This is a genomic window from Microbacterium sp. NPDC096154 (genome assembly GCF_040302945.1).
Lineage (GTDB): Bacteria > Actinomycetota > Actinomycetes > Actinomycetales > Microbacteriaceae > Microbacterium.
In genome coordinates this window covers 79623-95133 of the sequence record NZ_JBEOSM010000001.1, presented here as the reverse complement: position 1 = coordinate 95133, position 15511 = coordinate 79623, and the positions used below count along the sequence as shown (strand labels likewise).

Annotated in this window: 15 protein-coding genes; all 15 read right to left on the bottom strand. The window is 71.5% G+C overall.

Features of this window, described 5'->3' with window-relative positions:
• Nucleotides 1–177: 177 nt before the first annotated feature.
• On the bottom strand, nucleotides 178–588 hold the full coding sequence (gene nusB / locus ABTW64_RS00450) for a transcription antitermination factor NusB (protein WP_350618062.1): 411 nt from the start codon (nucleotides 586–588) through the stop codon (nucleotides 178–180).
• Between the two features lie 19 nt (nucleotides 589–607).
• Nucleotides 608–1168 (bottom strand): elongation factor P, encoded by a 561-nt coding sequence (gene efp, locus ABTW64_RS00445; protein ID WP_350618060.1) that lies wholly within the window; start codon nucleotides 1166–1168, stop codon nucleotides 608–610.
• Between the two features lie 117 nt (nucleotides 1169–1285).
• Nucleotides 1286–2431 (bottom strand): 3-dehydroquinate synthase, encoded by a 1146-nt coding sequence (gene aroB / locus ABTW64_RS00440; protein WP_350618058.1) that lies wholly within the window; start codon nucleotides 2429–2431, stop codon nucleotides 1286–1288.
• A complete protein-coding gene (locus ABTW64_RS00435) occupies nucleotides 2428–3045 on the bottom strand; it encodes a shikimate kinase (protein WP_350618056.1) in 618 nt (205 codons plus the stop codon). Before ABTW64_RS00435 ends, aroB begins: the two co-directional genes overlap by 4 nt.
• Nucleotides 3029–4252, bottom strand: a complete 1224-nt coding sequence (gene aroC / locus ABTW64_RS00430; protein ID WP_350618054.1) for a chorismate synthase — start codon at nucleotides 4250–4252, stop codon at nucleotides 3029–3031. Before aroC ends, ABTW64_RS00435 begins: the two co-directional genes overlap by 17 nt.
• Before the next feature lie 4 nt (nucleotides 4253–4256).
• Nucleotides 4257–5117 carry a shikimate dehydrogenase gene (locus tag ABTW64_RS00425; protein ID WP_350618052.1) on the bottom strand — a complete coding sequence of 287 codons (861 nt, stop codon included), beginning with the start codon at nucleotides 5115–5117 and terminating at the stop codon, nucleotides 4257–4259.
• A 1-nt stretch (nucleotide 5118) separates the two neighbouring features.
• Nucleotides 5119–6561, bottom strand: coding sequence for an endolytic transglycosylase MltG (gene mltG, locus ABTW64_RS00420; protein WP_350618050.1), 1443 nt, complete (start codon nucleotides 6559–6561; stop codon nucleotides 5119–5121).
• Nucleotides 6562–6570: 9 nt separating this feature from the next.
• Nucleotides 6571–7038 carry a Holliday junction resolvase RuvX gene (gene ruvX / locus ABTW64_RS00415; RefSeq protein ID WP_350618048.1) on the bottom strand — a complete coding sequence of 156 codons (468 nt, stop codon included), beginning with the start codon at nucleotides 7036–7038 and terminating at the stop codon, nucleotides 6571–6573.
• A complete protein-coding gene (alaS, locus tag ABTW64_RS00410; protein WP_350618045.1) occupies nucleotides 7035–9695 on the bottom strand; it encodes an alanine--tRNA ligase in 2661 nt (886 codons plus the stop codon). Before alaS ends, ruvX begins: the two co-directional genes overlap by 4 nt.
• A 108-nt stretch (nucleotides 9696–9803) precedes the next feature.
• Nucleotides 9804–10001, bottom strand: coding sequence for a hypothetical protein (locus tag ABTW64_RS00405; protein WP_350618043.1), 198 nt, complete (start codon nucleotides 9999–10001; stop codon nucleotides 9804–9806).
• Nucleotides 10002–10159: 158 nt separating this feature from the next.
• Nucleotides 10160–10789, bottom strand: coding sequence for a 30S ribosomal protein S4 (gene rpsD / locus ABTW64_RS00400; RefSeq protein ID WP_350618041.1), 630 nt, complete (start codon nucleotides 10787–10789; stop codon nucleotides 10160–10162).
• A 170-nt stretch (nucleotides 10790–10959) separates the two neighbouring features.
• Complete coding sequence (locus ABTW64_RS00395) at nucleotides 10960–12249, bottom strand: ABC transporter permease (RefSeq protein WP_350618039.1); 1290 nt, start codon at nucleotides 12247–12249, stop codon at nucleotides 10960–10962.
• On the bottom strand, nucleotides 12246–12971 hold the full coding sequence (locus ABTW64_RS00390; RefSeq protein WP_350618037.1) for an ABC transporter ATP-binding protein: 726 nt from the start codon (nucleotides 12969–12971) through the stop codon (nucleotides 12246–12248). Before ABTW64_RS00390 ends, ABTW64_RS00395 begins: the two co-directional genes overlap by 4 nt.
• Nucleotides 12968–13924, bottom strand: coding sequence for an efflux RND transporter periplasmic adaptor subunit (locus ABTW64_RS00385; protein WP_350618035.1), 957 nt, complete (start codon nucleotides 13922–13924; stop codon nucleotides 12968–12970). Before ABTW64_RS00385 ends, ABTW64_RS00390 begins: the two co-directional genes overlap by 4 nt.
• A 172-nt stretch (nucleotides 13925–14096) precedes the next feature.
• Nucleotides 14097–15449: a replication-associated recombination protein A gene (locus ABTW64_RS00380; RefSeq protein ID WP_350618033.1), complete on the bottom strand. Its 1353-nt coding sequence runs from the start codon at nucleotides 15447–15449 to the stop codon at nucleotides 14097–14099.
• Nucleotides 15450–15511 lie beyond the last annotated feature (62 nt).

Below are 15511 nucleotides of genomic sequence, written 5' to 3'. Positions count from 1 at the left end.
ACGCTTCGACGGCTTGGACTCCGCGCGATGCCCGACCGATCCGCGCCGTGAGAGCGATGGCGGGCGCGAGTGCGCCCGCCATCGCACGCCCTCGATAGAGGGAAGCGACAGCGGGCGCAGGCGCCGGCGTCGGCGCCGCCCGGAGGGTGCCCCAACGGCGGCGAGTGGCCTGAGCGGCTAGGACGAGCGGGCGATGCGGGCGAGCACGCCGTGCACGAACGCGCCGGAGTCGTCGGTCGAGAACTCCTTGGCGAGCTCGACGGCCTCGTCGATCGCGACCGCGGTGGGCACCTGGTCGTTGAACAGGATCTCCCACACGCCGATGCGCAGCAGGGCGCGGTCCACCGCGGGCATGCGCTCGAGCTTCCAGTCGCGGCTGTGCGTGGTGATCTGCTCGTCGATCTCGTCGGCGTGGTCGATCACGCCGTCCACGATCTCGCGCGCGTACAGCCATGACGCCTGCCGCGCGGGCTCCGAGGCGGCGCGCTTGGCCTCGGCGGCCAGGGCCACCGCGAGCTGGTCGCCGCGCACGTCGGCCGAGAACAGGATGTCGAGGGCGCGCTTGCGCGCCTTGGTGCGGGCGCTCATCGCTTCTCGCTCAGGGCGCTCACTTCTCGCGGCCGAGGTACTCGCCGGTGCGCGTGTCGACCTTGACGCGGGTGCCGGTCTCCAGGAACAGCGGCACCTGGATCTCGGCGCCGGTCTCGACGGTGGCGGGCTTCGTGCCGGCCGACGAGCGGTCGCCCTGCAGGCCGGGCTCGGTGTAGGTGATCTCGAGCACCACCGACGCGGGCAGGTCGACGTACAGCGGCGTGCCGTCGTGCAGCGCGATCGTGACCTCCTGGTTCTCGAGGAGGAACTTCGACGCGTCGCCCACGGTCGCGCCCGGCACGTTGATCTGGTCGTAGTCCTTCGCGTCCATGAACACGAAGTTCTCGCCGTCGTTGTACAAGTAGGTGTAGTCGCGGCGGTCGACGTTCTGGATGTCGACCTTCGCGCCGGCGTTGAAGGTCCGGTCGACCACCTTGCCGCTCACGACGTTCTTGAGCTTGGTGCGCACGAACGCGCCGCCCTTGCCCGGCTTGACGTGCTGGAACTCCACGACGCTCCAGAGCTGCTCGTCGATGCTGAGCACGACGCCGTTCTTGATGTCTGCGGTGGATGCCATGGGAAGAGTGTTCCGTTCGTTCGATTGAGCCGCACCCGTGCGGCGCGGAAGAGCGTGACCGTGACGGCCGAGGGTCGATTCTACCGGTTGCACCCGACGGCGCCGACGAGCGAGCGGTCAGCCGCGTCCCGTGCTGATGATCCGGCCCTGGTCCTCGGCGGCGACCTCCTGGTACGCGGCGAAGAGCAGCGACTCATCCGGCGCCTGCAGGACCGTCGGCTTGGCGATGTCGTCGAGCAGGATGAAGCGCAGCATGCCCCCGCGCGCCTTCTTGTCGCGCTGCATGGTCGCCAGCAGCGTCTGCCACGCGCCGGCGCGATACGTGGTCGGCAGGCCCAGCAGTTCGAGCACGCGGCGGTGACGGTCGACCGCCTCATCGGACAGACGACCGGCCAGCCGCGACAGCTCCGCGGCGTACATCATGCCGACCGAGATCGCCGCACCGTGCCGCCAGCGGTAGCGCTCGGCGTGCTCGATCGCGTGGCCCAGCGTGTGCCCGTAGTTGAGGATCTCGCGCAGGCCCGCCTCGCGGAAGTCCTCCCCGACGACCTCGGCCTTCATCCGGATGGCGAGCTCGATGCAGCGTCGGAACTCGGCGCTCGTGACGTCGACCGCGCGCGCCGGGTCGGCTTCGACGGTGTCGAGGATCTCGGGGTATCGGATGAATCCCGCCTTGACGACCTCCGCGAAGCCCGCCAGGATCTCGTTCTCGGGCAGCGTGCCGAGCAGCTCCAGGTCGCAGATCACAGCCCGCGGAGCCCAGAAGGCGCCGACGAGGTTCTTGCCCTCGGCGGTGTTGACTCCGGTCTTGCCGCCGACAGCGGCGTCGACCATGCCGAGCACCGTGGTGGGTACCTGCACGATCTCGACGCCGCGCAGCCAGGACGCCGCGACGAAGCCGGCGAGATCCGTGACCGCACCGCCGCCGAAGCCGACCACCGCATCGGTGCGCGTGAAGTCGGCCTGACCCATGATCTGCCAGCAGAACGCCGCGACCTCGATGCGCTTGCCCGACTCGGCGTCGGGGATCTCGGCCAGCAGCACCTCGCGCTGTCCGTCCGCCATGAGCGTCTCGCGCAGCTGGGAGGCCTGCGCCGAGAGCGTCGGCGGGTGCACGACCAGCACCTTGCGCGCGGCGGGCGGCAGCGCGTCGGCCACGCGGGAGACGAGGCCGTGGCCCACCGTGATGTCGTAGCCGGGCGTGCCCGCGACCCGGATGACCGTCTCGTCCTGGGGCGTGCTCGGCTCGGTCGTCTCGCTCATCGGCTGCTCTCCTTCTGGTCCTGTCCGCGGAATTCGTCGAGGACATGCGCGTCCGTGCCGGTGGGCGTCTCGCGCCCCGACGGGTCCTGGCGCGCCCGCGCCCACGCGGCGATGGCCGTCACGACGTCCTGGAGCGGTCCGCGCGACGTGTCGAAGGCCGCATCCGCGACCTCTCGGTAGATCGGCGCCCGCTCGTCGCGGATGCGGATCCACTCGGCGACGGGATCCTGGGCCGCGTTGAGCAGCGGACGCTTCTGGCTGCGGATCCTGCCCGCGACCACGCGCTCGTCCACGGTCAGCAGCACCACATGGTGCGCGCGCAGGGCCTCTCGTGTGCCGGCGTGCAGCACCGCGCCGCCTCCGAGGGCGACGACACCCCCACAGGTGACGGCGTCGAGCACGGCCTCGTGCTCGAGGTCGCGGAACCGCGCTTCTCCATGCACGGCGAAGATCTCTGCGATCGGTCCGTGCGCCTTGGCGATCTCCGTGTCCGTGTCACGGAACGGCACGCCGAGCTCGCGGGCCAGCCGCCGCCCGATGCTGGATTTGCCCGCCCCCATGGGGCCCACCAGCACGAGCGCGCGCCCGGCCGGGGCGTCAGAGGGCGAGGTCATGCGCGAGATCGGTCGGCTCCGCCGTCGTCCGCAGACGGCCCGCGACCTCGTCGAGGTAGGCCACGAGGTTGCGGCGCGTCTCCGCGACGGAGTCGCCCCCGAACTTCTCCAGCACCACGTCTGCGAGCGTGATCGCCACCATCGCCTCGGCCACGACGCCGGCGGCCGGCACGGCGCACACATCGGAGCGCTGGTGGTGGGCAGAGGCGGTGTCGCCCGTGGCCACGTCGACCGTGCGCAGCGCGTGCGGCACGGTCGCGATGGGCTTCATTCCCGCGCGGACGCGCAGAACCGTACCGGTCGACATGCCGCCTTCCGTGCCGCCCGCACGGTCGGTTCCGCGAGCGATGCCGGCCTCGGTGGCGAACAGCTCGTCGTGCGCCTGCGAGCCGCGACGACGCGTGGTCTCGAAGCCGTCGCCGACCTCGACTCCCTTGATCGCCTGGATGCTCATGAGCGCCTGGGCGAGCTTGCCGTCGAGACGGCGGTCCCAGTGCACATGAGAGCCGATCCCCGGCGGCAGCCCGTATGCGAGCACCTCGACGATGCCGCCCAGCGTGTCTCCGGCCTTCCTGGCGTCGTCGACCTCGGCGACCATCCGCTCGGACGTCGCGGCGTCGAAGCACCGCAGCGGATCCGCGTCGAGCGCCACGACGTCATCGGGGCGCGGCAGCGGGGCGTCATCCGGCACCCGCACGGGGCCGATCGAGAGCGTGTGGCTCACGAGACGGATGCCCAGCTCCGACAGGAACGCCCGGGCCACGGCGCCGAGCGCCACCCGCGCCGCGGTCTCCCGCGCGCTGGCGCGCTCGAGGATCGGGCGGGACTCGTCGAACCCGTACTTCTGCATCCCGACCAGGTCGGCGTGGCCAGGGCGCGGGCGGGTCAAGGGCGCACCGCGGCCGCGCGACATGTCGGTGAGCTCGACGGGCGCGGCGCTCATGACCTCGGTCCACTTGGGCCACTCGGTGTTGCCGATGCGCAGGGCGACCGGGCTGCCCAGAGTCAGCCCGTGACGCACACCGCCCGAGATCGTCAGCTCGTCCTGCTCGAACTTCATGCGCGAGCCGCGGCCGTAGCCGAGCTTGCGCCGCTGGAGATCCCGCTGGATGTCCTCGGCGAGCAGGGGCACGCCCGCGGGCAGGCCCTCCATGACGGCGATCAGTTCGGGGCCGTGCGATTCGCCGGCCGTGAGCACGCGGAGCATGCGCCTAGTCTCCCATGAGTGCCGCCCGCATCGCGGCGCGCACGTCATCCTCCGAAGCGAGGGGGATCTCCGGGGACCCGCTCGCGAAGATCCGCACCTGCAGCACCGCCTGGTGCAGCAGCATGCCGAGGCCCGAGACCGGAGCGCCATGCGGCCACAGTCCGGCGAGCTGCGAGGGCCACGGATGGTAGGCGACATCGAAGAGTCGACCGCCGGCGGACGCGAGCGCCTCCGCGTGCGCCGTCGGGATGATCGTGCCGCCGGGCAGGGCGCAGACCGTCAGATCGACACGGGCGTGCCGATCGGCGAATGGCTCCGTCGTGACGGCGACGCCGAGCCGCTCCCCCAGCTCGATCAGGGCCTGCGCGCGCTCCGGACGGCGGGCGACGACGGTCGCGCGACGCGCGCCGATCTCCGCCACCGCCACGAGGGCCGACGCCGAGGTGGCCCCCGCCCCGACCACGCGCACCGAGGACGCCTCGCGGATGCCCTCGTCGGCGAGTGCGGCGACGATGCCGCCCACGTCGGTGTTGAAGCCGATCGGCGCCTCGGCGGGCGCGCCGTCCGGGCGCGGAACACGGGCTCCCGGCAGCAGCAGGGTGTTGACCGCCCCCGTGAGCTCTGCGCGACGATCGCGCCACTCGCTCGCCCGCCATGCCTGCTCCTTCAGCGGCATGGTCACGGCCAGTCCCCGCCACCTCCCGTCGAGCCCGGCGAGCTGCGCGGCGAAACCCTCCGCCGTGACGCGCACTCGCTCGAAGGTCCAGTCGAGCCCCAGCACCGCATACGCCGCGCCGTGCAGCTGCGGAGAGCGGCTGTGTGCGATCGGGTCGCCCCACACCGCGAGCCGGTCGCCCGCCGTCACGTCAGCATCCGGTGTAATCCGGGTTCTCCGAGCACCACTGGCGCAGCTTCGCCTCGTTCTGCTGCTGCTCGCCGTACGTCGCGCTGAACGCCGTCTCGCCCGTCTCGAGGTTCACGGTCACGAAGTACTGCCAGTCGCCGTCCGCCGGCGCGACCGCTGCTCGGATGGCCTCGTCGCCCGGGTTGGCGATGGGGCCGACCGGCAGACCGGGGTGCACGTAGGTGTTCCACGGGTTGGGGTCGGTGAGCTGCTCCTCCGAGCTGAACACCGAGCCGTGCTCCTCCTGGTAGCCGTACTGCGCGGTGGAGTCCATCTGCAGCATCTGGTTCGTGTCGGAGATCGCAGGATCCAGCCGGTTGTAGATCACACGGGCCACCATCCGGAAGTCCTGAGCCGAACGGCCCTCCCGCTGCACGATCGACGCCACGGTCAGGATGCGCTGCTCGTCTCCGGCCTGCACCCCTGCCGCCGCGAGCGACTCCCGCGTGCGGTCGACCATCGTGCGGATGACGTCCTCGGCCGTGACTCCGGGATCGAAGGTGTAGTGCGCCGGGAAGAGCCAGCCTTCGAGGCTGTCGGCCTCGACGTCGTACGCGGCGGGGTCTGCGGCGGCGCTCTGCAGCTCCTCCAGAGGCATCTCCAGGCCGGCGGCGGCGGCCTCGAGGGTCGCCTCGACGGTCCAGCCCTCCTGCAGCGCGACGGAGTTCTCGAGTCGCGTCTCGGGGCGATTGAGCCACTCGAGCGCCGCCTCCGACGTCATCTTCTTCTGCAGCTTGTAGACGCCCGGATAGAACACGGGCACCGTACCGGCGTCGATCAGGTGGTCGTAGAACGAGTCGGGCTTGAGTGTGACACCCGCCTCGTACAGCGTCTGAGAGATCGCCTCGCCGCCGTCGCCCTCTTCGATCGTGATGATCGCCTCACCGGTCGCCTCGCCCGGCTCGTAGTCGCTCGGGCCGTCCCAGCCGAGGAACGACTGGATGCGCTCGCCATAGGTGTCCCATGCCCAGAATCCTCCGGCGGTCAGCCCGCCCGCGATGAGCGCGAAGACCACCAGGGTCACGAGGCAGCCGCGGCCGCGTCGGCGTGGTTTGGAATCGACCATGTTCTCCGGGACGAACAGATCCTCCAGCGACGCCGCGCCGGCGCCAGCCGGGGTCGGGCCGTCCGCCGGCTCCTGCGCCGTCAGCGCGGCGGTCTCGGCGAGGGTGGCGGGCGCCGATCGCTCCGATGGAGCGGGGGCGCTGCTCTCGCGCGGCAGCACGTCCTCCCACGGGATCGCGGTCTCGGCGGGCTGTGGGGCCGGTTCCCCCTCCGCCGGGCGGCGGCCGACCACGTCGCTCGCCGCGGCGCCAGGGAGCGCGGGGGCGCCGTTCGAGCGCGCGGCCTCTCTCAGGCGACGGCGGCTCAGCGGCGCGTTCGCGTCGGGCGACGGATCGGTCATGAGCGGGTTCTACTCCTCGGGAAGGCCGGCAGGCGTACCAGCGGCCGCCCCGGTGCGTTTCTCGCTGTCGATGGCGTGCTGGAGCAGCACCACCGCGGCGACCTGATCGACAATGCTACGAGAACCCTTCTGGGATCTCCCGGACTGCCTCAGCGCGGAGTGCGCGGATACCGTGCTCAGACGCTCGTCCACGAGCCGGACGGGAGCGTCCTGCGCCGCGGCGAGCTGGGCCGCGAACTCCCGGGCATCCGCCGTCGACGGGGTGTCCTCGCCGCGCATGTTGAGCGGCAGGCCCACCACGAACTCGAGCGGCTCGTGCTCCGCGGCGAGCTCCACGAGGCGCGCGATCGACCGCTCGTCACGGGGGACGGTCTCGACCGGAACCGCCAGCATCCCGTCCGGATCGCAGCGCGCGACCCCGACGCGGGCCTTGCCCACGTCGACGCCCAGGCGAACGCCGCGGCGGAATCCGCTCATGCGGCCTGCAGCTGCGCGCGTACCGCGTCGAGCGCGGCCGGGATCGCCGACGCGTCGGCGCCCGCCCCCTGAGCCATGTCGTCGCGTCCGCCTCCCCGTCCGCCGAGGCGCTCCAGGGCGGCCTTGACCAGCACACCGGCCTTGGCGCCCGCTGCTCGCGCCGCCTCGTTCGTCGCGACGATCGCGAGCACCTTGTCGCCGGCGATGCCCGTCAGGGCGACCACGGCGGCCTCCGATCCGAGGCGGTCGCGCACCGAGGTCGCGAGGCTGCGCAGATCGTCGGCCGAGGCGACCGCGCCCACCGACTCGGCGACGAGGCGCACGTCGCCGGCGCGCTGGGCGGTCTGTGCCAGCGCCGGCACGCGGTCTGCCAGTGCGCGCGCCTCGAACGCCGCGATCTTCTTCTCGGCGGCCTTCAGGCTCGCGGCCAGCTCCGCGATGCGGGCCGGCAGCTGGTCCTTCGGCGCCTTCAGCGACGCGGACAGCTCGGCCACGAGCGCACGCTCCGCCGTCAGCTCCCGGAACGCATCAGCGCCCACGAGCGCCTCCACGCGACGGTTGGATGCGCCGACCGACGACTCGCCGATGAGGCTGATGAGCCCGATCTCGGCGCTCGACGACACGTGCGTGCCACCGCAGAGCTCCCGCGACCAGGGCCCGCCGATGTCGACCATGCGCACCTTGTCGCCGTACTTCTCGCCGAACAGCGCCATGGCGCCGGCGGCCTTCGCCTCGTCGAGCGACATCACGCGCGTCGTGACCTCGAGGTTGTCGCGGACCGCGTTGTTGGCGATCTCCTCGATCTCGCTGCGCGTGGCCGCGCTGAGCGCCTGCCCCCAGGTGAAGTCGAAGCGCAGGTAGCCCGCGCGGTTGAGCGATCCCGCCTGGGTGGCGCCCTTGCCGAGCGTGTCGCGCAGCGCGGCGTGCACCAGGTGCGTCGCCGAGTGCGCCTGCTGGGCCGAGCGGCGGTTGGCGGCATCCACGATGGTCGTGGCCGGCTGGTCGACGCCCACCTCACCGCGGGTGACCTCCACCGTGTGGCTCACGAGGCCCGCCACGGGGCGCTGCACATCGAGCACCTCGAGCTCGTAGCCCGGGCCGACGATCGTTCCCCTGTCGGCGACCTGTCCACCCGACTCCGCGTAGAGAGCCGTCTCGGCCAGGATGACCTCGGCGATCTGCCCCTCGGAGGCCCGGCCGGTGGCCACGCCGTCGACCAGCACGCCGAGCACTCGGCTCTCGGTCTCCAGATCGGTGTACCCCGTGAACACCGTCTCGCCGAGCGCGCGGAAGTCGCGGTACACGCTCAGGTCGGCGATCGCGCGCTTGCGTGAACGCGCGTCGGCCTTGGCGCGCTGCTTCTGCTCCTGCATCAGGCTGTCGAAGCCGGCGCGGTCGACGCCGAGTCCGGCCTCCTCCGCGATCTCGAGCGTGAGGTCGATCGGGAACCCGTAGGTGTCGTGCAGCAGGAACGCCTGCTCGCCTCCCAGGGTCGCGCCCCCGGACGCCTTCGTCTTCGCCACAGCAGTGTCGAGGATCGTGGAACCCGCCGTCAGCGTGCGCAGGAAGGTCTCCTCCTCGGCGAACGCGTAGGACGACAGCCGCTGCCAGTCGGTCTCGACGACCGGATAGGCCTCCTTCATGGCATCGCGCGACGCCTCGAACAGGGCCGGGAAGGTCGCCTCCTCCACGCCCAGCAGACGCATCGCGCGAACGCTGCGGCGCATCAGGCGACGCAGGATGTATCCGCGCCCCTCGTTCGACGGCGTCACGCCGTCCGAGAGCAGCATCAGGGAGGACCGCACGTGGTCGGCGATGATGCGGAAGCGCACGTCATCCTGCGCGTCGGCGCCGTACCGGCGGCCCGAGATCTCGGAGGCGCGGTCGAGGACCGGGCGCACCTGGTCGGTCTCGTACATGTTCTCGACGCCCTGCTTCAGGAATGCGACGCGCTCGAGACCCATGCCGGTGTCGATGTTCTTCGCGGGCAGCTCCCCCACGATGTCGAACTCGGTCTTCGACCGCACGTTCTCGATCGCGTTCTGCATGAACACGAGGTTCCAGATCTCGAGGAACCGGCTGTCGTCGACGGCGGGGCCGCCGTCTCGGCCGTACGCAGGCCCGCGGTCGAAGTAGATCTCGGAGCACGGGCCGGCGGGGCCCGGCTGACCGGTCGTCCAGAAGTTGTCCTCACGGCCGAGTCGCTGGATCCGCTCGGCGGGCAGACCGGCGACCTTCTGCCACAGCTCGGCCGCCTCGTCGTCGGTCTCGTACACCGTGACCCAGAGGTCCTTCTCGGCGAAGCCCAGGCCGCCGTCCGCCTCCGAGGAGGTGAGGAGCTCCCAGGCGTACGAGATGGCGCCTTCCTTGAAGTAGTCGCCGAACGACCAGTTGCCCAGCATCTGGAAGAACGTGCCGTGGCGGGCGGTCTTGCCCACCTCCTCGATGTCGTTCGTGCGGATGCACTTCTGCACGTCCGCCGCGCGCGGGTACGGCGCGGGCACCACCCCGGTCAGGTACGGGATGAACGGCACCATGCCGGCGATCGTGAACAGGATCGACGGGTCATCGCTGACCAGGGACGCCGACGGCACGATGGTGTGGTCGTTCTTCTCGAAGTAGTCGAGGTAGCGCTGCGCGATGTCCGCGGTCTTCATATGGGGTGCTTCGTCCTTGACTGATGGGGGCCGGCGCATCCGGAGGCGGACGCGCGACGGTGCATGCGGGAGCGGCCGCCTCGGGTGGCGGCCGGAGACGGGGAACGGTCAGAGAGCGGGGGTGTCGCCTGAGGGCGAGCGGCGGGCCTCCTCGAGGCGGTACGCCTCGCCGATGCGATCGACGAACTCGTCGATGCGCGCGTCGATGTCGGCGAGCACCTCGGCGCCCCGCGGGTCCTTGTTGAGGAAGTGTGCCGCGACGAATCCGCCGACGATGCCGAGCAGGAACCACAGCGCGTTCTTCATGTCACCCATCCTCCGGTCCGGGGCCGCGCGTCGCGGCGTCGTTCCATCGTAGACGCCCGAGGCCGGCGCGGAGGGCGGGGACAGGGGCACGTACGACGGAGGGCACCGAGGCCGAAGCCCCGATGCCCTCCGAGCACTGCTGTGCGCGTGCGCGCGGCTCAGCGAGCCGCGTAGTACTCGACGACGAGCTGCACGTCACACGTGACGGGCACCTCGGCGCGCTTCGGGCGACGCACGAGCTTCGCCTGCAGCTTGTCGAGCTCGACCTCGAGGTAGCCCGGAACGGGCGGCAGCACCTCGGCGTGACCGCCGAGAGCCGCGACCTGGAAGGGCTCGAGGCCCTCGCTCTTGGCCTTGACCTCGATGGTCTGGCCCGGCTTCACGCGGAACGACGGGCGGTCGACGATCTTGCCGTCGACGAGGATGTGGCGGTGCACCACGAACTGACGCGCCTGCGCGGTCGTGCGGGCGAAGCCCGAGCGCAGCACCAGGGCGTCGAGACGCATCTCGAGCAGCTCGACGAGGTTCTCACCCGTCAGGCCCTCGGTACGGCGCGCCTCGTTGAACGCGATGCGCAGCTGCTTCTCGCGGATGCCGTACTGCTCGCGCAGACGCTGCTTCTCACGCAGACGGACGGCGTAGTCGCTGTCAGCCTTGCGCTTGGTGCGGCCGTGCTGGCCGGGGCCGTAGGGACGCTTCTCGAGGTAGCGCGCGGCCTTCGGGGTGAGCGCGATGCCCAGGGCACGCGACAGGCGGACCTTGCGGCGGTCCTGCGACTTGGTAGTCATGTTTTCCTTTCACGAGGCCGCGACTGTCGCGGCGCTCGGACGTACATTCCGTCTTCATCCGGTTCAGGCGTACGTCTACCCACCTGAGGGATCATGCGAAGAGGGATGTGCCCGGATTTCGAGCCGATCAAGCCTATCAGATCGAGCTGCGCCGACTGGCCGGTCGGGTGTCAGTACCGGATGGCGTCGATCGGCCGCACGCGCACGGCCACGAGCGCGGGCAGAAGTCCCGCGAGCGCCCCGACGAACGCGGACACGGCCAGCCCGATCACCGCTGCGGACATCGGGAACGGCGGCGGGTCCTGCAGGCCCCCGAACATGGTGTCCGCGACCAGGGGCATGCGCAGGATGAGGATGGCCAGCACGATCCCCGCGCCGCCGGCCAGCACGGTCGCGACGACGCTCTCGAGCATGACGGCGAAGAAGATGCGCGTGCCGGTGGCGCCGAAGCTGCGGCGCACGCCGATCTCGCGAATGCGGTGGCGCACCGTCACCAGCGTGATGTTGAGGAGGCTCAACGCCCCCAACGCGAGGACGAGCACCGCGATCCCGCCGAGCACGAGGAACATGGGTCCGAACGGGTCGTACCCCTGCTGCTGCTGGAACTCGTAGTCGGTGCGGCCCGTGCTCACCTCGAACCCGCTCGGCAGGCTCGCCTCGAGCGAGGCGCGCATGGCCTCCATCAGCTCGTCCGCGCCGGCGACGGGGATCCACGCCTCTCGGCTCGCGTTCGCGGCCAGCGGCTCCCCGACGAGCGCCAGCGCGTCGTCGTACACCATGTACCCGCTGTAGTACGTCGGATCCTGATTGCCCGACGTGACCCCGACGATGACGGCCTGCGCGTCCACGGGCGCGGTGGGCGTGCCCTCGGGCGTGTATGTCGTCAGCCTCAGGGTCACGGTCGGGTGCGTCTCCATCGGCGGCGCCCCGAGGTCGCGCCACCAGTTCTCGCTGACGATGACAGCGGGCACGAGGCGCGCCGCATCGGTGTCCGAGAACCAGCGCCCCTGCACCATCGGCACGCGGTGCATGACGCCGTAGTCCGGGTCGGTCGCCTGAAACCCCGCGAACCGGCCATGCGCCAGTTCGGCATCGAGCCACGATGTCCGCGCGGTCCATTCGACGCCGAAGCGCTCGGCCGTGCGTGCGAACGCGGCATCGATCAGCTCGGAGTCCGCGGGGGACCCGCTACCCGCCGATGCCGCGCCCGCAGGGCCTGAACTCGCGGAGTCGGAACCCGTCCCGAAGGCCGAGAAGGTCGCGAGCGCCGGGCGTCCACCGCCGCGCTCCATCTGCTCCTCGAAGCCCTGGGACAGCATCTGGCCGAGAGCGACCACGCCCGTGAAGGCGGCCACCGACACGGCCACGACGATGAGGCTGAGCAGCACACGCAAGCGGTGGACGCGCAGCTCCTGCCAGGCCTCCGCGACGGCGCCCGCAGTTGACGCGACGACGCTCACGCGGCCGTCCCCTGGCGCACGCCGTCGAGCACCGGCTGCGCCTCGTGCAGCGTGCCGTCCGCGAGCCGGTACACGCGCTGTGCGCGGGCCGCGACATGCGGGTCGTGCGTGATCGTGATCAAGGCGGCGCCCGACTGCGCGGCGATCTGGTCGAGCAGCTCCATGATCGTCCCCCCGGTCTCGACGTCCAGGGCACCGGTGGGCTCGTCCGCCAGGATCAGGCGGGGCGAGCGCACGAGCGCCCGCGCGATCGCCACGCGCTGCTGCTCACCGCCCGAGAGGCGCTCCGGCATCTGCTGCGCTCGCGCGCCCAGACCCACCCGCTCGAGCATCGCCGTCGCCAGCGCACGGCGCCGCCAGAAGGACTGCCCGCCGTCGTACAGCAGCGGCATCTCGACGTTCTCCAGTGCGGTGCGCCGCGGCAGCAGGTTGAACTGCTGGAACACGAACCCCACCCTGCGACCGCGCGTGCGGTCGCGACGCGAGGCACTCATCCGCGCCACCGGCATCCCGTCGAAGTCCAGCTCGCCGGAGGTCGGCGCGTCCAGCAGGCCCAGGATGTTCAGCAGCGTGCTCTTGCCGCTGCCGGAGCGTCCCATGATGCTGACGTGGTCGCCGACCTCGACGTCGAGGTCGACGCCGCGGAGGATGTGCAGCGGCGCCGCGTCAGGCAGCTCGACCGTGCGAGTGATGCCCCTCGCGCTCAGGATCGGCGCGCTCACCCCTCCGCCCCCGCCGCGTCCGCGCCCTCGTCGAGGTCCTCCGCAGGCACGAACTCGAAGACAGACTCGCCCTCCTGGAGCCCCTCACGCACCTCGACGCGCGCCCCGTCGTTGATGCCGAGCACCACCTCGCGTTCCTGGGGCTTCCCCGTCTCGTCCGGCACATACACGACGCCCGACTCCGCGTTGCCCAGCACGGCGGTCATCGGCAGCGCGATCACGTCCGCCGCGACGCCGCCGGCCAAGGTGATCGTCGCGCTGAGTCCGGGAAAGACGCGTACGCCCTCCGGCACGGGGCAGCGCACCACCGTGGTCGGATCCGGGGCCGCGCCCGGGCTCTCCAGCGTCGGCAGCGACGTCTCGAGGACCAGCCCGGTGCACGTGAACGGCGCGGGGCCGCCCGCGATCTCGATGCGCGCCTCCGTCGGCTCGGTCGTGAGGCGATAGCGGTCCTCCGGCGCGATCGCCCCCTGGATCCGGAATGTCGTCGGCGCGATCGCGCCCACGACGTCGCCCGCCGCCAGCGCCTGACCGCTCGCGAGCGAGAGGTCCGAGAGCACCCCCGCTTGGGGCGCGATGACCTCGCTCCACAGGTCGCGCATCGTGCCGTCGTCATCCGGGATCTGCTCCCGCACGCTCGCGACGATGGCCCCTGCTGTGACAGCCGCACCCTCGCCGAAGAACACATCGACGACGGTCCCGGACTTGTAGGCCTTCAGCTCGACCGCCGGATCGTTCGACACGGTCGCCGGCAGCTCGAGATCGTTCGTGATGGTGCCGCGCTCCGCCGTGATCTGCGGCTCGCTCAGCGCGCCGGTCGGCACGGCCCCGGCGCCGGCGCCCGGGACGTCCTCGCGGTCGGGGAAGAAGGCGATCTTGGCGAGGGCGGCTGCGGCCACCGCGCCGATGACAAGCCAGCAGGCGGGCAGGATCCAGCGGCGGAACACGGCCATGGCGGACCTCGGTTCGGAGGGCTCCGCGCGGGGACGGGATGCGGAGCGCGACGGGAAGGGAACACGCTCACCCTCCCGAAGGCGCCGACGTCTCGTCAAGGCTGCGGGCGCGAATCCGGGGATCCCCTGAGGCGAGTCAGGGTGCACCCGCGCGCACCGCTGGGGTCGACCCTCAGCCGCCGAGGATGCGTCTGAGCCGTTCGAGGCGCGCACCGATCTCGCGCTCGACACCGTGCGGCTTCGGCTCGTAGTAGCGGCGACCGCGCAGCTCGTCGGGGAGATACTGCTGCGCCACGACCCCGAGATCGTGATCGTGCGGGTACACGTAGCCCTTGCCGTGGCCGAGGCGCTTCGCGCCCGCGTAGTGCGCGTCGCGCAGGTGCTTCGGCACCGTTCCCATGCGGCCGGCCTTCACATCCGCGATCGCGGCGTTGATCGCGTTGTAGGCGGCGTTCGACTTCGCCGCGGTCGCCAGGTACGCGGTGGCCTCCGCGAGCGGGATGCGCCCTTCGGGCATGCCGATGAACGCAACGGCGTCGGCCGCGGCGACCGCGATCTGGAGCGCCTGCGGGTCGGCGAGGCCGATGTCCTCGGAGGCCGAGATCACGAGGCGGCGAGCGATGAAGCGCGGATCCTCCCCCGCCTCGATCATGCGCGCGAGGTAGTGCATGGCGGCGTCCACGTCGGATCCCCTGATCGACTTGATGAACGCGCTGATCACGTCGTAGTGCTCGTCGCCCTGGCGGTCATAGCGCAGCAGCGCCCGGTCGACGGCTTGAGCGACATGCGCGGCCGTGACGGTGGGGGTCGCGCCGCCCTCACGCGTCGGGGGCGCCTCGGACGCGGCGACCCCCGCGCTGGCCTCCAACGCCGTCAGCGCCCGTCGGGCATCGCCGGACGCGAGACGGATGAGCGCCGCGCGGGCCTCGGGCTCGAGCGCGACCTCTCCCCCGAGGCCACGGGGGTCGGTCACCGCGCGGTCGACGAGCACGCCGAGGTCGTCGTCGGTCAGAGGCTGCAGCGTCAGCAGCAGCGACCGCGACAGCAGCGGCGAGATGACGGAGAACGACGGGTTCTCCGTCGTGGCCGCGATCAGGATGACCCAGCCGTTCTCGACGCCCGGCAGCAGGGCATCCTGCTGCGCCTTCGTGAACCGGTGGATCTCGTCGAGGAACAGGATGGTCGACTGCCCATACAGGTCGCGCTGGTTCAGCGCCTCCTGCATGACCTCGCGCACGTCCTTCACGCCCGCGGTGATGGCGGACAGCTCGACGAACCGCCGTCCGGACGAGCGGGCGATGGCCTGTGCGAGCGTCGTCTTGCCCGTGCCCGGCGGACCCCACAGGATGACGGACACCGTGCCCGGTGCCTGTGCCTCGGGATCCGCCAGCGCGACGATCGGCGATCCGGGCCGCAGCAGGTGCGCCTGTCCCGCCACCTCGTCGAGCGCAGTGGGGCGCATGCGCACGGCCAGCGGTGTGAGGCCGCGGCCGCCGCCCATCAGGGAGCCGCTCGCCGAGTTCATCAGACCAGCGTATTGCGCCCATCCGACATGGCGGCGGGCGGTGTCGATTTCGACGGGCGCGC